The organism is Chitinophaga niabensis, assembly GCF_039545795.1.
Taxonomy (GTDB): domain Bacteria; phylum Bacteroidota; class Bacteroidia; order Chitinophagales; family Chitinophagaceae; genus Chitinophaga; species Chitinophaga niabensis_B.
In genome coordinates this window covers 6,043,684-6,064,595 of the sequence record NZ_CP154260.1, presented here as the reverse complement: position 1 = coordinate 6,064,595, position 20,912 = coordinate 6,043,684, and the positions used below count along the sequence as shown (strand labels likewise).

Here is a 20,912-nt window from a genome sequence, read left to right as displayed (position 1 = left end):
GTTACATGAGTTACACCGTTCCGGCACAAACGCGCATTGGCCATGTGCATTTAAAGGTTGCAGACCTGCAACGTTCCCTTGATTTTTATTGCGGGTTACTGGGTTTTGAATTGATGGTGAAATATGGGGACCAGGCAGCTTTCATCTCTGCAGGTGGTTACCATCATCATATCGGGTTGAACACCTGGCACAGCAAAGGCATGCCGCCTGCTCCGGAGAATGCGCCCGGCCTGTATCATACGGCCATTTTATATCCCACCCGTAAAGACCTTGCTACGATCTATAAAAGATTAACCGATGCAAAAGTACCTTTCACAGGCTTTTCAGATCATGGTGTGTCTGAAGCATTGTACCTCAATGATCCTGATCAGAATGGTGTTGAGTTGTATTGGGACAAACCCCGTGATCAGTGGCCCTTAGACGAAAACGGGCAACTGACGATGTACACACATCGCCTGAACCTCAGCAATTTGTTACAGGAATTAGAGAGCTAAGTTTTTTTGAAGGCTTCTAACTTATCCTCAATATTATCGATCGCTTCTTCAATGGAGTGGGAATGTTTGAGGTCGAGATGTTTGGGTGTTTCCTGGGCCAGTTTGGTGTAGAACGTACGGAGTGTATTTAGTTCTTCCTCTGATAAAGACTCCACATCTATCAAACGATTACTGGCGGTTTTAGTGGCCGCTATCAGTTCGTTCAGTTTCAGCTGAATGGATTTGGAATCTTTATTCTGCGACTTCTGGATGATGAACACCATCAGGAAAGTAATAATGGTGGTGCCTGTATTGATCACCAGCTGCCAGGTATCAGAATAATTAAAGATGGGGCCTGTTACGCCCCATACTATAATTGTTAAAAGAGCCAGCATAAAGGCCCAGGGGCTTCCCGTTGCTGCTACTACTTTTTCTGCCATCTTTTCAAAAAGATGTATCTTTTTCTGGGCCATATGTTTTAGTAATTAATATTCAGCAGGCGCAGCTTATTGTACAGGGTTTTCCTGTCGATGTTCAGGAGTTGCGCTGCTTTGGTTTTGTTATACTTCACTTCCTTGAGCACATTGATGATCTTATTGTATTCCGCCTTTAACGCTACGGATTTCAGGTCATTAGACTCCGGTATATCAAGTTCTTCTTCACCATTCTGACTTAGTGTTTCCTGTGGCGGTGCCATGGTTGCACGGAAGGTGCCTCCCCCTTTCATTTCCAATGGAAGGGCTGCCATGCTGATCTCTTTATTGGCAGGTGTTAAGAGGCTGGCGCGGCGGATCACGTTCTTCAGTTCACGGATATTTCCCGGCCAGTCGTATTGACGGAAACATTCCCACACTTCTTCGCTGAGCACTACCGGTGGTTTGTTCAGTTCCTTACTTACCTGCGTCATAAAGGATTCTACAAAGAAAGTAAGGTCTTCTCTGCGGGCACGTAATGGGGGAATATGGATGGTGAATTCATTGAAACGGTGGAAAAGGTCTTCCCTGAATTTGCCTTTCTGAACGGATTCAAAGAGGTTTTCGTTGGAGGCAACAATGAGGCGTACATCTATGGATATTTCCTTCATGCTGCCTACGCGGCGGATCTGTTTTTCCTGGATCACCCGGAGTAATGCAACCTGTATATCGTAAGTGAGGTTGGATATTTCATCCAGGAATAAGGTACCTCCATGGGCTTGTTCAAAAGCGCCTATTTTGGTGCCGATGGCTCCTGTAAAGGAACCTTTTTCATGACCAAAAAGTTCACTGGCCGCCAGTTCCCGGGAGAGGCTACCGCAATCCAGGGCCACAAATGGTTGTCCTTTCCGGCTGCTGTGTTCATGTATCAGATGTGCTACGGATTCTTTACCTGTACCTGTTTCACCAAAAATGATCACACTGTAATCTGTTGGTGCCACCAGCGTGAGTTCCCTGTACAATGCTTTGGATGGTTCACTTTCACCATATACATAAGTACCGGTTTTGTGCTGCTGGGTAACAGGCAGATTATTTTCTTCGTGGGCATGTGGCGCTACGGCAATTTCGGAAATAGCCACTGGTTTTTGAGACAGGGCTTTGTTCACCAGGTTCAGGATCTCGTCCGGATATAATGGTTTCGAAATGTAATCGTAAGCTCCGTTCTTCACCATTTCCACTGCGATCCTCACATCTGTATAGCCGGTAATGATGATCACTACCGTTTGTGGGCTGATCTGATGGATATCGTTCAACAATTTGGCACCGTCGGTGTCTTTCAGCCGGTAATCACACAATATCAGATCATAGGGCTCCTCTTTGATCATTTTTAAGGCCTGTCCGCCGGTCATGGTACTATCTACCTTGAACCCGTGTTTGCTTAAAAACTTGCTCAAAAGGGTACATATGTTTATTTCATCATCAATAATGAGGATACGTTTCATACTTATTATTTGGTATTGGACGGGTATTAAATTTACGAAAATTATGCACACGCTAACTTAAGCTAAGCACCTAACTTTTCACGTCAGTAATGATCTCCTGTAATTTCCCCACGTTAAAAGGTTTCGGCAAAAAGTGGGCCGCTCCTGCTGTTAGTGCTTTTTCTTTTTCTAATCCGTTGTCATAGGCACTGATAGTGATCACTTGCAAGGCTGGGTATAATTGCTTGATCTGCGGCAGGGCTTCCAGCCCGGAGCCGTCAGGGAGGTGTATGTCGAGGAACAGGACGTCAGTTGGATGACTTTTAAGAAATTGCCAGCCTTCAGACAGCGCATGAACATATTTTACTTTATATCCATACTTGCTGAGATTCAATTGCAGTAGGCGGCAGATATCCGGCTCATCATCAATAATCAGAATTGAATTTCCCATGATCTTTTGGTGTTGCGTATCTTTTTTAGGGATATAATTGGCATTTCTTGCAGGTATAAGTGTCCGGTGTTCACGAGCCGGGTGTATGATCGATAGACCAAAAACATTTCCGAATATCTTATTCCAGTATGTATTTCTTCTGTGGCTCATGGTAACGATCCCTTCAGTACATAAAAACAATTGCAAACTCTCTGCCGGAAGAAAAATACTGCCCCTACAGCTAAAATGGGGATAAAATTCCACACTTTTCCCGGTTCCTGCTTCCCCAATCCGCGATAATATCCATCATTTTTCCAGTTGTTAACCGCTTTGGCCTGATGGTATAGTAATTGTCTTTTTATCTGCAGAAACAAAACCATTATCATGAACTCACTGCAATTGAAAGGAACTTGGAACGAGGTTAAAGGTAAATTAAAACAGCAATATGCAGATCTTACAGATGATGATCTGATGTATACAGAAGGAAAAGAAGACGAACTGTTCGGTAAACTGCAAAAAAAGCTGGGCAAGTCAAAAGAAGAAGTACAAAAGTTAATTAACGAACTATAGCCGGTGCGTCGGTTATACTTTTATCATAGCTGTTGTTTTAGTTATTGGCTGCTGTGAAGGTTTTATAATGTTAGCAGCATCATAACATTTATCAATAAAATGATAAAGTGTTTCATGTGAAAAGCGAAGCAATATAAAACCAGATAGCTTGCCTTGCCGTCCTGCATCTTCATGCAGGACGGCTTTTTTTATGCCGGTAGCGGACATAAAAAAAGCCTTTAGTAAATGAATACCAAAGGCCGATGGAGTTTTTCTCAAAAATGGAAGAACTGATTATTTATTCACCGCTTCAACATCTCTCATATGACGGATCTGGTCGTGCGCTGCTTTCAGTGTTCTTTGCTGTTCTGTGATCAGCGCGCGTACATCTTCCGGTAAGTGATCCTGTGCCAAAGCTTCGCGATATGATTTCTGGGCAGCATCTTCGCCATATTCGCAGGAAGCGAGGATAGCGTGCCGGCTGTTTCCTCCAAAGGATACTTTTACGTCCATCCAGGTACGATAGATCTTACCTGCCATGGTGCTATCCCTTTCTCTTTCTTCTCCCAGATTCCGGAGCTGTTTGTTTAATTCAGTGGTGAATTGTTTGCTATCAGCAACCATTTTATCAAAGAGGATCTTCAGATCGCCATCATCTGTTTGTTTTATAGCTTTCTGATATCCTTCGATACGGTCGTTGTTAATTTTCACCAGGTCTTCCAATACTTCTGCTGTTTTTTCAGAATGTTGCATAACGGTTAATTTTTCGGATGAGCAATAGTGGAATAACTCCAAAAACACTGCCACCCTCAAACATGCATTATACCTTGTATGCAGTGACGATCATTCACCCCCATAGGGGGAAGAGCTTCCACAAAATATCCAATGAAATCTGCCACAGTTAAGCATACAGCCGTTGTTTGGCATTGGCACAGTTTTTCCACTACAGTATATGAACTTAAACTATAAAGCCATGAGTAATTTACTTTATCTGATCGCAGTAATCCTTATTATAGGCTGGTTACTTGGATTTTTTGTATACTCAGCAGGTGGCCTCATCCATGCATTATTGGTACTGGCAATCATTGCCATACTCATCAATATTATTCGTGGAAGGGCTGTGTAGCAAAGGAAGATTCTGATCCATAAAAAAGAGAAGGGGAAGAAGAACGGTTGTTCTTTTTCCCCTTCTCTTTTTACGCGAGGGGTAAGGTAATGGTGAATAAAGTTCCTTCTCCAAGTGCGCTTTCTACCTGGATAGTACCTTTGTGGTTGAGGATGATGTTCTGCGTGGAAGTAAGGCCCAGGCCGGTTCCTTTGGCTTTTGAGGTATAGAATGGATCAAAGAGTTTGCTTTTGTTTTCTTCAGGGATACCGGTACCGTTATCGCCGATTCGGATCAGTACTTTGCCCTGGCTCGTTTGGGTACTGACGGTGAGAACGCCGTTGCCCGGTGTCATTGCTTCAATAGCATTGATGAAGAGGTTCAGCAGGGCAATATTCATTTTCTCTTCGTCTACCAGCAACATGGCTTCTTCTTCCATATAATGCTCCAATAAACGGATGCCATTCAATTGCAGGCGGTCTTCAGCCAGCGCCAGCGCTTTTTTCACCACCTCATTAGTGGGATATTCCTGCATATTGAGTTCCAGCATGCGGGTAGATTGCAATAGTTCCGTTACCAATACATTGATGCGGGTACAATTGCGTTCAATAATGTCCAGGTAAAGGCTGCTGTCTTCCACGGAAGGCTGCTCATCCTGCCGGTACTGGCCAACGGCCAGTAGTATATTGGTGAGTGGATTCCTTACTTCATGTGCAATTACACGTGCAATGCGGCCGGTGATCACAAATTTCTCCTGGTTACGTTTCTCCTGTTCCTCTCGTTTTTTATCAGAGATATCTTCTGCCACCAGCAGGAAGGTGCCCAGCTGTTCATCCAGTTTATTAGCGTTGATGAGCATATCCAGCTTCTGGCCGTTTTTGGCTTTGAAGGTGTGCTCCTTATGAACGATGGCATTGTTCTCACAAATATCCAGGAGGAATTGGAGCGCCTCTGTTTCATTCATGAACAGTTCCTTCAGGTTCATATTCAGGAGTTCTTCCTTGGTGTATTGCAATTTCCGCGTGGCGGTAGGATTGATCTCAATAATATTCTTATTGCAGTCCGCGAGGATGATCAGGTCGTGGCTCTTTTCGAAAATGCCGAAGTATTTTCTCTCATTTTCCGCAATGAGGCGTAGGTGTTTGAATTCAGTGATGCCATAACGGATGGCCCTTTCCAGCTCCTGCCCTGTGATCTCCCCTTTTACCAGGTAGTCCGTGGCACCAGCCATCATTGCTTCATTATCTATGGCATAATCTCCCTTGCCCGTGAGCATGATCACGGGAGCTTCATAACCAATTTCATGAAAATGACGGAGGGTGTCTATACCGGTATGCTGCCCAAGGCGGTAATCTACCAGATATAGTTCATGTTCCTTTTTCTCAATGGCGGCAATCCCCTTTTGATAGGTGGGCGCCCATTCCACTTCGTACTGGTCAGGGGCAGTATCCTGTAACAAACTGTTGACGAGGAAAAAATCATCCTCATCATCGTCTATCATTAAAATGCGCTTACGTGTATTTTTCATCCGTTCAGTTTATCAGCAATAAGTATGCTCTTTTTTCGAAACCCCGGCTTTTTTATTGTTTGAGGGGTAGAATGATCACGAAAGTGGCTCCTTTTCCCGGATAGCCGTAGGCACTGATGTAACCATGATGTGCGTCCACTATCTTTTTACAGATGGCCAGGCCAATGCCGGTACCTTTGTATTCGCTGACGCCATGTAAACGTTGAAAGATCAGAAAAATGCGTTCTGCATAGGCCTGATCAAACCCGATCCCATTGTCTTCTATCGTAAAGCGGCAGTAAGTGGCTTCCTGTTTATCGTCTTTCACAACACCTGTTTCCCTGCCGGTTAATAGTTCTTTTTTGATCCTTATTTCCAGGTTGCGTTCCGGATAGGCAAATTTTATGGAGTTGGAGAGCAGGTTGAGGAATAACTGGTGAAAAGCAGTATCGCTGCCCTCAATGTCCGGTAGCTGATCAGCATAAACAGTGCCTTTGCGTTCCTGCAGGGCCAATTCCAGGTCTACGATCACATTCTGGAGGAGCTGGTTCATGTTCACCGGTTTTACAACCTCTGTAGTGATCCTGCCTGCGCGGGAAAAGGTGAGCAGATCATTGATCAGCACCCGCATCCGGGACACGGCTACCACCATACGGTCTATCAATTGAGACGCTTCAGGGGGAAGTGCCGGTTTATATTTTAGCTGCAGGCGGTCTGAAAACGTAGAGATCTTACGCAGGGGTTCCTGCAGGTCATGCGAAGCCACGTAGGCAAACTGTTCCAGTTCCAGGTTACTTTTATTCAGCAGGTTGATATTTTCCTGGAGTTCCCGCTGGTAATTCTTGAGGCGCGTTTCTATATGTAATTGCATGCGGAATTCCCTGGTGAGGATAATATAGGAATAGACGCCGATAAAAATGGCAAAGATGGAAATGATAAAAACAACGGGGATCCAGAGATTGGAGAAGAACTGGAAGAGGCGGGACCTTTCCGTTAACTGCTTTTCTTCGATATCGGTCATCTCCTGTACTTTCTTATCTATCAGGTCCATATACGCTTCCCCTTCCCCTACTGAGATGCTGGCTCCGATAACAGCATCCTTTTGTTCACCTGCAGTGAGCTGTTTATATTTTATATCCAGCAGTTTCTTCAGGGTATCGAGGTTCTTCTGCTGAAGAGGGTCCGTCATGATCTTCCGGAGGTTCATGTACTCCTTTTCGATCTTGATACTACGGGTTTCCATACTGGGATGCAGGAAAGCCGTTTGTTTGGTGAGGTTGTATCCACGAATGGCGGCTTCCGCATCTTTCAGCTGTTTGGTGATCACCTCCAGCTTTTTGGATACTTCAATGGTATGATTCAACTGATTAGCGTTATGCATTAGGTTTTTCGCTATCAGATATGATAATACCGTGGCTCCTACGATAATCGTAAACGCGATAAAGAAGCCAATCCTGATCTTTTTCTGTACGCTGATATGCATTTGATAAATTAAGATGGGCTTAACTAAGTTACTTAAAAACAAGTACTTATTAGTGTTTCCCCCCTCGTGCAACAATTTCTACAGTTTGAAAAGGTATTTCTACATAACAAGATCAGGCCGATAGAATGGTGCAGGGGTAATAGTGCTTACCCCATGAATATTAGGATTGTTAACAGCAATTGAAACCACTTGTGGTTGTAATTCTCACGCCTATACCTCTATCAGAACGCAAATGTGATACCGTTATTGGAATGTTGTTTGAAATATTTTCCATGTCGTGCAGCAGTGCATATCTATTCTTTACATCTTATTAAAATTGTGAGTTATGAACAGCCTAACCAATCAGGACAATCCTGTAAAACCCGGCCAACCACAGCCGCAGCCACCAGGAAAGGAAGAGGAAAAAGGGAGACATGGAGAAGGAGGTGGGCAACCTAAACCTGAAATACCAAGTGTACCGGAAGAAGTTCCTAAACGTGAGATAGATCGTAAACCGAGTGACCCGCAGTCTGTTCCCAACGGACCAGAGCAGGGACCTAAAGAACAGATACCGGATAAAGGAGAAAGTGAGGAGAACACTGATGTGGAAGAACAAGACCCGGACCTGTTGGTAGAAGATGACCGCGATACCGGGAACAAAGATCCGGAGAGTTTAGTAGACAGCAGGGATCGTTTCCCTTTTCCTAATAAAGAAACACCATATAAAAAGAACAAAAATGGCAACTAAGAAAGCATCCCCCGCAAAAACAAAGACCGCTTCCTCAACAAAGAAGAACGGTAATGCAAAGATGGAAAACTCCAAATTCCATCAATTATTTATGGACGAACTGAAAGACATTTACTGGGCGGAAAAACACCTGGTAAAGGCTTTGCCCAAAATGCAGAAGGCCGCTACATCTGAAGAACTGGCCAATGCGATCGGCGAACATCTCGCTGTGACCAAAGAGCAGGTAAGCCGCGTTGAAGAGATCTTTGAACTGCTTGGCGCCAAGGCTGTGGCCAAGAAATGTGAAGCAATGGAAGGCCTGGTGATGGAAGCACAGGAACTGATCGAAGAAGAAGAGGAATCCGCTGTACTGGATGCCGGTTTGATCATTGCGGCACAGAAAGTGGAACATTATGAAATTGCTGCTTATGGAAGTCTCCGTACGCTGGCAAATGTAATGGGCCATACAGAAGTGGCGAAATTACTGGAACAAACGCTGGCAGAAGAAAAAGAAGCGGATGGCTTATTAACACAGATCGCCGAATCAACGGTGAATGAAGAAGCGTTATCTGAATAACCAGCGCGGAAAAACATGCAGAAAGCAAATCGAAAAAAGGATATCAGACCGCCGCAGCATCAGAACAAACAGCCTGGTATAGAATCAAAGATGAAACCGCTGCCGGTTGCAGAGAGGGAGATCGTTTCCGCCAGTGGACGGTTACAGGGGAAAGTAGCTTTGATCACTGGCGGAGATAGTGGCATCGGGAAAGCGGTGGCTTTGGCATTTGCAGCGGAAGGTGCAGATGTAGCGATCGCTTACCTGGATGAGCACAACGATGCAAAAGATACTGCGAAGCAGATAAAGGAATATGGCCGCAAGGCGTTATTGATCGCGGGGGATATCGGTCGGGAGAAACATTGTGAGAAAATTGTTCGGCAAACTGTGAAGGAATTCGGGAAGATCGATATCCTCGTGAACAATGCTGCCGTGCAGTACCCGCAAAAATCCATTCAGGATATCACTGCGGAACAACTCCTGAAAACCTTTACGGTGAATATTTTCGCCCAGTTCTATTTCGCCAAAGCAGTTTTACCACATATGGCGCGTGGCAGCAGTATTATTAATACAACTTCTGTTACCGCCTATCGCGGTAGTGGCCATCTATTGGATTATTCATCCACTAAAGGCGCTATCGTTAGCTTCACCCGCTCTTTATCTTCCATGCTGGCGGATAAAGGGATCAGGGTAAATGGCGTGGCGCCCGGGCCTATATGGACGCCATTGATACCGGCTACTTTCAGGGCGAAAGATGTTGCCGAATTTGGTTCGGATGTTCCGTTGAAAAGAGCGGGACAACCTGTGGAAGTTGCGCCCTGTTATGTGTTCCTCGCTTCTGAAGATGCCAGTTATATAACCGGGCAAATACTACATCCTAATGGAGGAGAGATAGTGAACGGGTAAATCATGTGTTACGGCTGTTCTTTTCGGAGCAGCCGTTTTGAACCCCTTCTAATTGAAGAACCAACATTAGGTTATCTGTTGGTTTGTTTTCCCACCTTATAATAAAAAACCGCCTCAGAACTTGTTCCGAGACGGTTTTTTTCCACTAGCCTATCTTCACAAACCACCAAAGATTGCTTGTTCATCGCGGTCTTCCACAGGGATCTTCTTTAAGAAGTCATCAAACCCCGCTTCGTCATGCGAACTGTACATGCCGTATGCATCCACCACATAGCCTTTATGGCCTTCCTTATCTTCAAGCAGGTACAGTACGGCGCTGTCAGATGGGTCTGACTCACCTTCAAAACGATAGGTTTTGATGATCTTCAGGTCTTCCGGATCATAGATCTGATCCCCTTCTACAGGTTGCATTCTTCCATGGTCGCTCATCTTAAATTCATTATCGTATCCCTTTGAATGAAGCTTGTTCATTATCTGGGAGAGAGTTGTCATTTCGCCTGGTTTATTAGGAGTTGGTGTTTCCATAAAAGTATTTTTTGTTCAGTAGTATAAATCCAAAAGCTATGCCACATCAAAGTGGCGCAATTATTGGATGGTTTTTATAAAATAATTAACATCTATTCCCCCCATAGTTATGCATATTTATTAAGCTAATTCCGTCCCGGTCCCGGGACGGTTTTTTTTGCTGGTATAATGATTGATATTCTATTGTTATAAAATCATAATAACTATGAGAGCTGTATGGTCAGGTAGTATAGGCTTCGGCCTCGTAAACATCCCGGTTAAATTATACAGTGCTGTTCAGGAGAGTAGCCTCGACCTGGATATGCTGGATAAAAAAGATCATTCCCGCATCCGCTTCCAGCGGGTCAATGAAAAAACGGGGAAAGAAGTGGTGTGGGGGAATATTGTGAAGGGATACAATCTGAATGATGAATACATTGTTCTGGACGATAAAGATTTTGAAGATGCCAGTCCGAAGAAAAGTAAGATAATAGAGATCTCTTCTTTTGTGGAAGCAGCGGAGATTGATGACGTGTATTTTGAATCACCTTATTTTATTGAGCCGGATAAAAGTGGCGGGAAAGCATATGAATTACTGCTCCGCACACTGGAGAAAACAGGTAAGGCAGGTGTAAGCCTGTTTGTATTGCGTAACCATGAGAACCTTGCTATTGTGCGGCCCAAAGAGAATTACCTGATGCTGCACCGGCTACGTTTTGAGGAAGAGATCCGCAAACCGGAGATAAATCTTCCCACTAATGTGAAGATCTCCAAGAAGGAACTGGACATGGCAGTAAAGCTCGTGAACGAGTATACGGAGCCGTTTGATATTTCCCAATACAAAGATGAGTATAAGAAAGAACTAATGAAGATCATCAAAGCCAAAGCCTCCGGCAAGAAACCTACTGTGAAGAAACTGAAGGTAGCGCATACCAGGAGTACAGACATCTTTGAACAGCTCAAAGCGAGCCTTGGTGGTAAAAAGAAAGTATCATGAGCCTTGCGAAGTATAAACAGAAAAGAGATTTCAAGCAGACCTCGGAACCTGTTTCCGGTAAAGCAGAGGGTAAACACATCTTTGTGGTGCAGCGGCATCATGCTACACGATTGCATTATGACTTCCGCCTGGAGATAGACGGAGCGCTGAAGAGCTGGGCAGTCCCTAAAGGGCCTTCTTTGAACCCTGCAGATAAACGGCTGGCGATGGAAGTGGAAGATCATCCTTACGACTATAAGGATTTCGAAGGGCAGATACCGGCTGGGAATTATGGAGCAGGGTATGTGTATATCTGGGACAAAGGAACTTTTGAACTGTTGGATAAAAAGGGAAATGCACTGAAGGAATGGAAGTCTGGCAGTATGAAGGTGGTGTTGCATGGGAAGAAGTTGAAAGGAGAATTTGCGATTGTGAAGATGAAGGGAGGAAGAGAGGAGAATGCCTGGCTGCTGATCAAACATAAGGATAAGTATGCGGTAGATGGAGAGTATAACAGTGAGGATTATACGCCGAAGCGGGTGATTGCGAAAAAGAAGGGTGATGCGGAGAAGGGAGTTCCAGAGAAAGCCGCGGTTGCAAAGAAGGGCACTAATAAAAAAACAGCAGCGAAAAAGACGCCTGAGAAAAAAGCTACGGTGAAAAAGGCAGCAGCAAAAGTAACTACAGCTAAAGGCGCTTCAAAGAAAGCCGCCACCCAGGTAAAAAAAAAGCTCCGCCAGCAAAAAGTAAAATAAAAGAATGGTATCATCCCATGCTCGCTACGCTGGTTGATGAACCTTTTGACAGAGCAGGATGGATCTTTGAAACGAAGTGGGATGGTTATCGTGCTATTGCGGCGGTGCAAAACGGGAAGGCTGAACTCTATTCGCGGAATCAACTTTCTTTCAATACAGTATATGCTCCCATTAAAGCGGCCGTAGAGAAAATTCCTCACAATGTGGTACTGGACGGAGAAGTAGTGATACTGGGCGCTAATAACTACACAGATTTTCAGGCTTTACAGAATTATAAATCTACCAGAAAGGGAAAGCTCACCTACGAAGTATTTGATCTCCTGCACATGGACGGTCATGATCTGAAGGCTTTAACATTAATAGAAAGGAAAACATTATTGCAGGAGTTGGTGAAACAACTGGATGACCCTGCGGTTAAATACTCCGGGCATGTGGCAGAGAAGGGAGTTAAACTTTTTGAGAAAGCAAAGGAGAAAGGCTGGGAAGGGATCATTGCCAAAAATGGGGAGAGTGAATATTTGGAAGGTGATCGTTCTCTTAACTGGCTCAAGGTAAAGATATTGAACCGGCAGGAGGTGATCATTTGCGGATATACAGAACCCCGGGGCAGCAGGAAGAAGATCGGCGCTTTGATATTAGGCGTATATGACAAGAAGAAACTCCGGTATATCGGACATTGCGGTGGCGGATTCAATGATCAGGGATTAAATGACATGCATCAGCTGCTACAGCAATATATACAGGAAAGCTCCCCTTTTGCGGAAAGGATCAAAACCAATACAGCCGTTACCTGGTTAAAGCCGGTGTTAGTGTGTGAGGTGAAGTTTGCCGGTTGGACGGAGGATGGGGTTTTACGGCAGCCGATCTTTGTGGCGCTCCGGGAAGATAAACCGGCTAAGAGTATTAAGGAAGAGAAACCTTTGGATGTAGAAACCATAAAAGGAAAAACCATGGCTACCAAAACACTTTCGAAAACGGTTAAATCTGGAAAAGCAAAAGCATCTACAGCGTTAAAGGCAACAAAAGCCACCGCAAAAAACGGAGAGATAACAAAGCAGACATCTGCAAAGGCATCCACTTCACCCAAAACAAAAGCATCCCCTGAAAACGAACGCACCCTGCTCTTAAATAAAAGATCCGTTTCCCTCACCAACCAGCAGAAGATCTACTGGCCACAGGAAAAGATCACCAAGGGGCAACTGATAGATTATTACATCTCAGTTGCCGATTACATCCTCCCCCATCTGAAAGACCGGCCTTTATCCTTGCACCGTTTCCCCAATGGCATTACAGGCATGAGCTTTTATCAGAAGGACATGGATGTGAAAACTATCCCATCCTGGTTGAAAACAATTTCCTTCCTGGCTGAATCCACAGGGAAAGAAGTGGATTACCTGCTCTGCAACGATACCGCCACCTTATTATACATGGTGAACCTGGGCTGCATAGAAGTGAACCCCTGGTTATCCCGCATCAGCAAACCGGAACATCCTGATAATATAGTAATAGACCTCGACCCGGAAGGCATTCCTTTCTCCGCCGTGATAGAAACTGCGCAATGTGTACATGAGATACTGGAGAAATACGGCATCAACTCCTATTGCAAAACTTCCGGTTCCAGGGGTCTGCATATTTTCATTCCCACCGGCGCAAAATATGAATATGATACCTGCAGGCTCTTCGCGGAATTCATTGCCAGGGAAACCAATGCACAATTACCCGGTATCACCAGCGTGATACGCACAAAATCCCAAAGGAAGAAAAAGGTGTATGTGGATTTTTTACAGAACAGCCGCGGACAAACCATTGCAGCCCCTTATTCCGCCAGGCCCAAACCAGGCGCTACCGTTTCCACGCCACTGGATTGGAAAGAAGTAAATGAGAAACTGGACATGAAAGATTTTCATATAGGCAATACCGTAAGCCGTCTTAAAAAGAAAGGAGACCTCTGGGCCAATATCTACAAAGATAAAAACGATCTCAAAGCAGTGCTTAAAAACCAGGTAAAATGAACAAGTATTTCATAAAAGGCCTCTTGACAGGCACGTTTATTGGATTTATACTCACATCACCCAAGCGGGACTTGTGGCTGCAACAATTGCAATGCAAGCTGAAACGTATTGCCCGCAAGACGATTACTAACCAAAAATAACGCGTATGCCAGAAACAACTGTTCCATCTCCGCTAAAACTAACATGGGTATACGGTATCCTGATTGCGCTTGTATGCATCGCCTTAACCATGATCTTTTACATGACACAATGGGCCGCTGACCTGTGGACAGGTTACCTGGTAAGCGGCGTATTATTCATTGGTGTACTCTTCGCCGTTATCCATGCGAACAAAGCCATGGGTGGCAAGGCTTCCATCGGAAGTTTATTAACGATGGGTGTTCTTACCGCCGCCATTGCTATTATCATGATCTCTACCGCTACTATCTTTTTCCACCTGGCCACAGAGCCCAACGTGGATAATTCAGTGAATATCCCTTCAGACGGGGGCCGTTTGAGCGAATACAGTGTTACCAAAAGAGAAGGTTTCTGGATCTACCTGGTCACCAATGTTCTCTTCATGAATTTAGTGCTGGGCTTCCTTGCCGCAGGGATCGGGGCCATGACCGTAAAGCGTAATCAGAAAACTACTGCGGCCAAATAGTACTTTCCCCCTACCTTTGCATGCATGTCCAAAGGTCAAATTCTTATTATTGATGACGAGGAGCAGTTACGCAAACTGCTGGGGAGATTATTGTCGCTGGAAGGATATAATATCCTGGAGGCAGGAAACATCAAGGCAGCAGGTAAGCTGCTGGAGAAAGAAGATGTGCAGGTGGTATTGTCTGATGTGAAATTGCCGGATGGCAATGGTGTACAGTTCACGAGTGAACTCAAACGCCTGTACCCGGAAACGGAAGTGATCGTGCTCACAGCGTATGGCAATATTGCGGATGGCGTGCAGGCCATTAAAAATGGCGCGTTCGATTACCTGACTAAAGGGGATGATAATAACCGCATCCTTCCATTGGTGAGTAAAGCCATGGACAAAGCACAGCTGCAATTCCGCATCCGTTCGCTGGAGAATAAGATCGGGAGTAAGTACGATTTCGGGAATATCATCGGGCAGTCCAAAGAAATAAAGGAAGCAATTGCGGTGGCAGAGAAAGTGGCAGCCACGGATGTAACAGTGTTATTGCTGGGAGAAACAGGTTCCGGTAAAGAAGTGTTTGCACAGGCTATCCACCGTGCCAGTTCCAGGCGTTCACAACCTTTTGTGGCAGTGAATTGTAGTGCATTTGGGAGAGAGATCCTGGAAAGCGAACTCTTTGGACATAAAGCCGGGGCCTTTACCAGTGCGGTGAAAGATAAAAAAGGGTTTCTGGAAGAAGCACATAATGGCACCATTTTCCTGGATGAGATCGGGGAAATGGCGATAGAGTTGCAAGCGAAGTTGTTGCGTGTACTGGAAACACAGGAATTCTATAAGGTGGGGGATTCAAAACCCATTAAGGTAAATATCCGCATTATTGCGGCTACCAACAGAGAGCTGGAAAAAGAAATAGAGGCCGGGCATTTCAGGGCGGATCTTTATTACCGGTTGTCTGCTTTCCAGATCAAGTTGCCTTCCCTGAATGAGCGCAGTAAAGATATTCCCATGCTGGCGCAATTCTTCCTGCAACAGTTTGCACCTAAAAACGGCAAGAAGATCACGGGCATGACGGAGGCTTTTTCCAAAGCGCTGCAACAACATAACTGGAAGGGTAATATCCGCGAACTGCGGAATGTAATAGAGCGGGCGGTGATCTTATCTGATGCCACCGAGCTGGATACGGATTCTTTGCCTTTTGAATTCCAGTTTGCAGGGCCAGCCTCGGCAAACAATTCCTCTCTTACTTTGGCCGATGTTGAAAAACAGCATATTATAAGGGTACTGCAATTTGCCAAAGGGAATAAGACCAAAGCGGCGGAGTTAATGCAAATAGGCTTAACCACTCTCTATAATAAGATCAAAGAGTACAACATTTAACCAACCCATTTTTGCACATACCCTTCAATTTCTGCATGGTTGCCGCTTTTTAAGCAGCAACCTTTTTTTAATGTTGTTTGTTAATTACCAATGAGTTGAGAGCGGATTTACACATCTGGCACCCCAATGGCATATACCGGGAAAATTGAACAACATGTTACCGGATGCTAAAATCCCCTTACTGATCGCTCAACAGATCCCCGCTTTGTCGCCAGGCATGGAGCAAACGGGGCCCGTAACGCAAACGATCAGAACTTTTACCGCCTACACAAAGCAATTGATCAACAAAGGACAGCTACAGGAAGTGAAGAAGTGTTTTTCCATGGCTGGCGTGTTGTACAGGAACGGGAGTACCCTGTTAAAGAATGCGATCGAGGATGTGTTCCTCTACAGCATCTCTCCTTTCCTGGAAGCGCAGCAGTACATAAAGGAATCCCTGCCGCAGTCCTTAAAACACCTGAGAAATCAACAACTAAAAAATACATTATGTTAATGTTCCTGCTCTTTTTAGCCGGTATTGTCAGCTTCTGGCTGATCTATAAGGCGGTCGACTTTTTTGAAAAGATTTAAACTGTATCAATTATGATGAACGCATTATTTGTATTGTCCATCCTCGTTTTCCTATACATGATCTATGTATTGCTGAAGCCTGAAAAATTTTAAAGCAATAAAATGAATACAGAATTATTAGGCGTCATTGCCACATATGTGCTGACGCTGATCATCGCCATACCATTGGGGAAGTATATCTCCAAAGTTTTCAAAGGGGAAAAGACCTGGCTGGATTTTCTAAACCCCGTGGAACGGTTTATCTACAAGATCTGCGGGATCAATCCCAAAGAGGAAATGAACTGGAAGCAACACCTCAAGGCATTAATTACCATCAACATGCTTTGGTTTGTGTATGCTTTCTTCCTGCTTATTTTCCAGGATAAACTTCCCCTGAACCCTGACGGCAATCCAGGCCAGACACCGGACCTCGCTTTCAATACAGCCATCAGTTTCCTGGTGAACTGTGACCTGCAACACTACTCCGGTGAATCAGGACTAACCTACCTCACGCAATTGTTCGTGATCACTTTCCTGCAATTCGTGAGCGCTGCTACAGGTATTGCCGCACTGGTTGTATTGTTAAAAGCATTCAGGGATAAAACCACTACCAGGCTGGGCAACTTCTGGGAGTTCCTCGTGAAAACCAATACCCGTTTGTTATTACCACTGTGCATAGTGATTGCGTTGATCCTTTCATTTAACGGAACACCTGCCAGTTATGCAGGTAAGGATACCATCGTAACCATGCAGGGAGATACAGTAGGTGTATCCCGTGGACCGGCTGCGGGCATGATTGCCATTAAACATCTTGGCACCAATGGTGGTGGCTGGTTTGGTGCTAACTCCATCCATCCGCTGGAGAACCCCAGCTACCTTACTAATATGACGGAAGCTATTGCACAAATGATCATACCCATTGCGATGATCTTTGCATTAGGATTCTTTATTAACCGCAGAAAGTTTTCTTATGTAGTATTCGGGGTGATGACGGCAGGTTTCCTTTTACTGCTGGTGCCCTCCATGCTTTATGAAATAAACGGTAACCCGGCCATCGCTAAAATGGGTGTTTCCCAACTAACAGGGGCCATGGAAGGAAAAGAAGTACGGTTCGGGCCTGCTGCTACTGGTTACTGGAGTACCATCACCACAGTTATATCTACCGGCTCTGTGAATGGTTTCCATGATAGTACCATGCCACTTACAGGTATGATGCAAATGATGGGAATGATGACGAATGCTTTCTATGGAGGTTGTGGTGTAGGGTTCCTCAACTATTTCATTTTTGTGATCATCGCAGTATTTATATCAGGATTGATGGTAGGCCGTACGCCTGAATTTATGGGGCATAAGGTAGAAGCGAAAGAAGTAAAGATAGCGGCGTTGGTAGCATTGCTGCATCCTTTCCTCATTCTTTCAGGAACGGCTCTTTCTTCTTATATGATAGCCCACAATCCGGCCTTGCCCTGGTTAAATAACCCCGGTTATCATGGTTTCTCAGAGATGTTGTATGAATACACCTCTGCTGCAGCCAACAACGGTTCCGGTTTTGAGGGGCTGGGGGATAATAATATTTTCTGGAACGTAACTACAGGTTTCGTGCTCATATTCTCCCGCTTCCTGCCTATCCTTGGCCCTGTAGCCATTGCAGGCATCCTGGCGCAGAAGAAATACATTCCTGAATCGGCAGGTACCCTGAAAACCGATACTGCCACTTTCGGGATCATGACCTTCGCGGTGATCCTCATCCTGGCGGCATTGTCTTTCTTCCCTGCACTGGTGCTGGGTCCAATTGCTGAGCACTTCTCCCTGTATTAATGATAAAGCTGAAATCAACATGAAAGCAAAAGATAATAAACTCTTCCCCGCGGACCTCGTGAAAGAAAGCCTCAGGCAGTCTTTCGTAAAACTGAACCCGCGGTTACTCATCAAAAATCCGGTGATGTTCACGGTAGAGATTGGTACCATCGTTATGCTGGTGGTTACACTCAATACCTTTTTCACCGGCGATCTTTCCCAGGGCAGCTTCGGCTATAACCTGACCATCTTCATCGTGTTATTACTAACGGTGCTCTTCGGCAACTTTGCGGAAGCGATTGCAGAAGCAAGAGGTAAAGCACAGGCAGAAAGTTTACGAAAAACCAGAGAAGAAACACCAGCCAAAAAGATCCTGGCCGTGGGCGAAATGTTTACGGATGAGATCAAAGTGATATCTTCCTCCCTGTTGCGTAAAGGTGATCTGTTCGTTTGTGAAGCAGGCGATATCATTCCCTCAGATGGCGAGATCGTAAAAGGACTGGCCAGTATAGATGAATCTGCTATTACCGGGGAAAGTGCTCCCGTGATCCGGGAAGCCGGTGGCGACAAAAGCAGTGTGGTAGGCGGTACTAAAGTATTGAGCGACCGTATTGTGGTAAGGGTAAGTACAGAACCGGGGGAATCATTTCTTGATAAAATGATTGCACTGGTAGAAGGGGCTACCCGTCAGAAAACACCCAATGAAATCGCCTTAACGATATTATTGGCCAGCTTCACGCTTGTATTCATTATTGTGTGTGTAACGCTGAAACCTTTTGCCGATTATGCGCAAACACCCATCACCATCGCTGCGTTCATTTCTCTTTTTGTCTGTTTGATCCCCACTACTATAGGTGGCCTTTTATCAGCTATCGGTATTGCGGGAATGGACAGGGCTTTGAGGGCGAATGTGATCACCAAATCCGGTAAAGCCGTAGAAACAGCCGGAGACGTGGATGTGCTGTTACTGGATAAAACCGGGACCATCACCATCGGTAACCGTAAAGCCACGAATTTTTATGCAGCCAGTAGTTTTACCAGTGAAGAATTTATTCGGGCCAGTGCATTAAGTTCCCTGGCGGACGAAACGCCGGAAGGCAAATCCATTGTGGAACTGGCAGGTAAAGAAGTGGTGAGCCGTTTATCCGTACAGGGAGCAGCATTGGTGAAGTTCACTGCGGAAACACGCAGCAGTGGTATTGATCTGCCTGATGGTACAAGGATCCGCAAAGGTGCTTACGATGCTATCCGCGACATGGCGGTAAAGGCAGGTAATGAAGTTCCTGCGGAAACATTGCAACAGGTAAAACAGATCTCCAGCAACGGCGGTACACCACTGGTAGTAGCTGTAAACAACGAAGTGATGGGTGTGATCGAATTGCAGGATATTATTAAACCCGGTATCCAGGAACGTTTTGAACGCCTTCGCAAAATGGGTGTGAAAACCGTGATGGTAACAGGTGATAACCCGCTAACCGCAAAATACATTGCACAGAAAGCCGGTGTGGATGATTTTATCGCAGAGGCCAAACCGGAAGATAAAATGAGTTACATCCGCAAGGAGCAGCAGGAAGGAAGACTGGTTGCCATGATGGGTGATGGTACAAATGATGCGCCGGCACTGGCACAAGCGGATGTTGGGGTGGCCATGAACAGTGGTACACAGGCTGCAAAAGAAGCCGGTAACATGGTAGACCTTGATAATGATCCTACCAAACTGATTGAGATCGTAGAGATCGGCAAACAGTTACTGATGACGAGAGGTACATTAACCACCTTCTCTATTGCAAATGACGTAGCAAAATATTTTGCGATAGTGCCCGCCCTCTTCATTCTTTCTATCCCTGCTTTGCAAAGCATCAATATCATGCAGCTGCATAGCCCTGAAACGGCCATCCTGAGTGCAGTGATCTTTAATGCCATCATTATACCATTGCTGATACCATTGGCGCTGAGAGGCGTGGCTTACAAACCAATAGGGGCTAGTGCATTGTTACGCCGTAACCTGTTGATCTATGGCCTGGGAGGTGTGATCATCCCCTTCATTGGTATCAAGCTGATTGACATGGTGGTTTCTTTATTCTATTAATTCTCACAATCATGAAAAGATATTTTTTGCCTGCTTTAAAACTGACTGCCGTACTGGTGGTATTAACTGCCGGAATTTATCCCCTGCTGGTGGCAGGTATATCTAAACTGGCACCCGGTAAAGGAGATGGGGTAACCATTGAACACAAGGGATCAGTAGTGGGCTACGCAAACGTTGGACAGTTATTCTCTGACGATAAATATTTCCAGGGCCGCCCATCTGCGGTAGGTTATAATGCCGCAGGCTCCGGTGGTTCCAATAAAGGACCTTCCAACCCTGATTACCTGAAAGTAGTACAGGAAAGGATAGACACCTTCCTGGTACACAATCCGGGCGTTAAAAAATCCGAGATCCCTGTGGAACTGGTTACAGCTTCCGGTAGTGGATTGGACCCTCACCTTTCTCCTGAGGGCGCCCTGGTTCAGGTACAACGTATTGCTACCCTGCGTGGCATTTCTGCAGAGAAGCTGAAAGAACTGGTAAAGGAACAAACGAAAGGCCCGTTGCTGGGAATGTTTGGGCCTGCTACCGTGAATGTGCTGCAATTGAATATAGCACTGGATAATATCAAATAAACGATTCCTATATAAACCTTGTGTGCGCCGGGCATAAA

24 protein-coding genes are annotated in these 20,912 nt (G+C 45.2%); 16 read left to right on the top strand and 8 right to left on the bottom strand.

Annotation, left to right across the window (positions count from 1 at the left end; translation table 11 throughout):
- The first annotated feature begins 5 nt into the window (after nucleotides 1–5).
- Nucleotides 6–494, top strand: coding sequence for a VOC family protein (locus AAHN97_RS24215; RefSeq protein WP_343304677.1), 489 nt, complete (start codon nucleotides 6–8; stop codon nucleotides 492–494).
- Here AAHN97_RS24215 and AAHN97_RS24210 read toward each other — a convergent pair.
- The 3 genes from AAHN97_RS24210 to AAHN97_RS24200 form a co-directional block, all read right to left on the bottom strand.
- The gene (locus AAHN97_RS24210) at nucleotides 491–946 is read right to left on the bottom strand and encodes a low affinity iron permease family protein (protein WP_343304676.1); all 456 of its coding nucleotides are present in this window, start codon (nucleotides 944–946) and stop codon (nucleotides 491–493) included. The two genes, AAHN97_RS24215 and AAHN97_RS24210, sit on opposite strands and share 4 nt — an antisense overlap.
- A 5-nt stretch (nucleotides 947–951) precedes the next feature.
- Nucleotides 952–2,388, bottom strand: a complete 1,437-nt coding sequence (locus AAHN97_RS24205; protein ID WP_343304675.1) for a sigma-54-dependent transcriptional regulator — start codon at nucleotides 2,386–2,388, stop codon at nucleotides 952–954.
- Nucleotides 2,389–2,458: 70 nt separating this feature from the next.
- Nucleotides 2,459–3,061, bottom strand: a complete 603-nt coding sequence (locus AAHN97_RS24200) for a response regulator (RefSeq protein ID WP_343304674.1) — start codon at nucleotides 3,059–3,061, stop codon at nucleotides 2,459–2,461.
- Nucleotides 3,062–3,181: 120 nt separating this feature from the next.
- Between AAHN97_RS24200 and AAHN97_RS24195 the strand changes: the two genes are divergently transcribed.
- A complete protein-coding gene (locus AAHN97_RS24195) occupies nucleotides 3,182–3,367 on the top strand; it encodes a CsbD family protein (protein WP_343304673.1) in 186 nt (61 codons plus the stop codon).
- Nucleotides 3,368–3,379: 12 nt separating this feature from the next.
- Here AAHN97_RS24195 and AAHN97_RS24190 read toward each other — a convergent pair whose 3' ends face one another.
- Both AAHN97_RS24190 and AAHN97_RS24185 read right to left on the bottom strand, forming a co-directional pair.
- Nucleotides 3,380–3,574 carry a hypothetical protein gene (locus tag AAHN97_RS24190; protein ID WP_343304672.1) on the bottom strand — a complete coding sequence of 65 codons (195 nt, stop codon included), beginning with the start codon at nucleotides 3,572–3,574 and terminating at the stop codon, nucleotides 3,380–3,382.
- Nucleotides 3,575–3,640: 66 nt separating this feature from the next.
- Complete coding sequence (locus tag AAHN97_RS24185; RefSeq protein WP_343304671.1) at nucleotides 3,641–4,099, bottom strand: PA2169 family four-helix-bundle protein; 459 nt, start codon at nucleotides 4,097–4,099, stop codon at nucleotides 3,641–3,643.
- Nucleotides 4,100–4,319: 220 nt separating this feature from the next.
- On the opposite strand from AAHN97_RS24185, the gene AAHN97_RS24180 reads away from it, so the two are divergent.
- Entirely contained in the window at nucleotides 4,320–4,472 is a 153-nt protein-coding gene (locus tag AAHN97_RS24180) for a lmo0937 family membrane protein (protein ID WP_343304670.1), read from the top strand.
- Between the two features lie 70 nt (nucleotides 4,473–4,542).
- On the opposite strand, the gene AAHN97_RS24175 is transcribed toward AAHN97_RS24180, so the two are convergent.
- Both AAHN97_RS24175 and AAHN97_RS24170 read right to left on the bottom strand, forming a co-directional pair.
- Nucleotides 4,543–5,979 (bottom strand): hybrid sensor histidine kinase/response regulator, encoded by a 1,437-nt coding sequence (locus AAHN97_RS24175; RefSeq protein ID WP_343304669.1) that lies wholly within the window; start codon nucleotides 5,977–5,979, stop codon nucleotides 4,543–4,545.
- A gap of 52 nt (nucleotides 5,980–6,031) precedes the next feature.
- A complete protein-coding gene (locus tag AAHN97_RS24170) occupies nucleotides 6,032–7,339 on the bottom strand; it encodes a sensor histidine kinase (RefSeq protein ID WP_343304668.1) in 1,308 nt (435 codons plus the stop codon).
- Between the two features lie 427 nt (nucleotides 7,340–7,766).
- Here AAHN97_RS24170 and AAHN97_RS24165 point away from each other — a divergent pair, with 427 nt between their 5' ends.
- Genes AAHN97_RS24165 through AAHN97_RS24155 form a run of 3 tightly spaced genes read left to right on the top strand, consistent with a single transcriptional unit; the run spans nucleotide 7,767 to nucleotide 9,609 of the window.
- On the top strand, nucleotides 7,767–8,168 hold the full coding sequence (locus AAHN97_RS24165; protein ID WP_343304667.1) for a hypothetical protein: 402 nt from the start codon (nucleotides 7,767–7,769) through the stop codon (nucleotides 8,166–8,168).
- The gene (locus tag AAHN97_RS24160) at nucleotides 8,158–8,724 is read left to right on the top strand and encodes a ferritin-like domain-containing protein (protein ID WP_343304666.1); all 567 of its coding nucleotides are present in this window, start codon (nucleotides 8,158–8,160) and stop codon (nucleotides 8,722–8,724) included. Before AAHN97_RS24165 ends, AAHN97_RS24160 begins: the two co-directional genes overlap by 11 nt.
- Before the next feature lie 15 nt (nucleotides 8,725–8,739).
- A complete protein-coding gene (locus tag AAHN97_RS24155; RefSeq protein ID WP_343304665.1) occupies nucleotides 8,740–9,609 on the top strand; it encodes an SDR family oxidoreductase in 870 nt (289 codons plus the stop codon).
- Nucleotides 9,610–9,765: 156 nt separating this feature from the next.
- Here the strand turns inward: AAHN97_RS24155 and AAHN97_RS24150 are convergent, their stop codons facing one another.
- Nucleotides 9,766–10,134, bottom strand: a complete 369-nt coding sequence (locus AAHN97_RS24150) for a hypothetical protein (RefSeq protein ID WP_074241749.1) — start codon at nucleotides 10,132–10,134, stop codon at nucleotides 9,766–9,768.
- Nucleotides 10,135–10,339: 205 nt separating this feature from the next.
- Between AAHN97_RS24150 and AAHN97_RS24145 the strand changes: the two genes are divergently transcribed.
- The 10 genes from AAHN97_RS24145 to AAHN97_RS24105 all read left to right on the top strand — a co-directional run bounded on the left by AAHN97_RS24145 (nucleotide 10,340) and on the right by AAHN97_RS24105 (nucleotide 20,874).
- The gene (locus AAHN97_RS24145) at nucleotides 10,340–11,110 is read left to right on the top strand and encodes a Ku protein (protein WP_343304664.1); all 771 of its coding nucleotides are present in this window, start codon (nucleotides 10,340–10,342) and stop codon (nucleotides 11,108–11,110) included.
- A complete protein-coding gene (locus tag AAHN97_RS24140) occupies nucleotides 11,107–11,844 on the top strand; it encodes a DNA polymerase ligase N-terminal domain-containing protein (protein ID WP_343304663.1) in 738 nt (245 codons plus the stop codon). Before AAHN97_RS24145 ends, AAHN97_RS24140 begins: the two co-directional genes overlap by 4 nt.
- Nucleotides 11,845–11,861: 17 nt before the next feature.
- Nucleotides 11,862–13,856, top strand: a complete 1,995-nt coding sequence (ligD, locus tag AAHN97_RS24135; RefSeq protein ID WP_343304662.1) for a DNA ligase D — start codon at nucleotides 11,862–11,864, stop codon at nucleotides 13,854–13,856.
- Between the two features lie 145 nt (nucleotides 13,857–14,001).
- Nucleotides 14,002–14,499 (top strand): hypothetical protein, encoded by a 498-nt coding sequence (locus AAHN97_RS24130; RefSeq protein ID WP_343304661.1) that lies wholly within the window; start codon nucleotides 14,002–14,004, stop codon nucleotides 14,497–14,499.
- A 24-nt stretch (nucleotides 14,500–14,523) separates the two neighbouring features.
- The gene (locus AAHN97_RS24125) at nucleotides 14,524–15,864 is read left to right on the top strand and encodes a sigma-54-dependent transcriptional regulator (protein WP_343304660.1); all 1,341 of its coding nucleotides are present in this window, start codon (nucleotides 14,524–14,526) and stop codon (nucleotides 15,862–15,864) included.
- A gap of 154 nt (nucleotides 15,865–16,018) precedes the next feature.
- Nucleotides 16,019–16,357, top strand: coding sequence for a DUF7674 family protein (locus AAHN97_RS24120; RefSeq protein WP_343304659.1), 339 nt, complete (start codon nucleotides 16,019–16,021; stop codon nucleotides 16,355–16,357).
- 89 nt (nucleotides 16,358–16,446) lie between these two features.
- Complete coding sequence (locus AAHN97_RS29000; protein ID WP_074241754.1) at nucleotides 16,447–16,527, top strand: potassium-transporting ATPase subunit F; 81 nt, start codon at nucleotides 16,447–16,449, stop codon at nucleotides 16,525–16,527.
- A gap of 9 nt (nucleotides 16,528–16,536) precedes the next feature.
- Nucleotides 16,537–18,231, top strand: a complete 1,695-nt coding sequence (kdpA, locus tag AAHN97_RS24115; protein WP_343304658.1) for a potassium-transporting ATPase subunit KdpA — start codon at nucleotides 16,537–16,539, stop codon at nucleotides 18,229–18,231.
- Nucleotides 18,232–18,250: 19 nt separating this feature from the next.
- Nucleotides 18,251–20,299 (top strand): potassium-transporting ATPase subunit KdpB, encoded by a 2,049-nt coding sequence (gene kdpB, locus AAHN97_RS24110; RefSeq protein ID WP_343304657.1) that lies wholly within the window; start codon nucleotides 18,251–18,253, stop codon nucleotides 20,297–20,299.
- Nucleotides 20,300–20,310: 11 nt separating this feature from the next.
- Nucleotides 20,311–20,874, top strand: a complete 564-nt coding sequence (locus AAHN97_RS24105) for a K(+)-transporting ATPase subunit C (protein WP_343304656.1) — start codon at nucleotides 20,311–20,313, stop codon at nucleotides 20,872–20,874.
- Nucleotides 20,875–20,912: the final 38 nt, after the last annotated feature.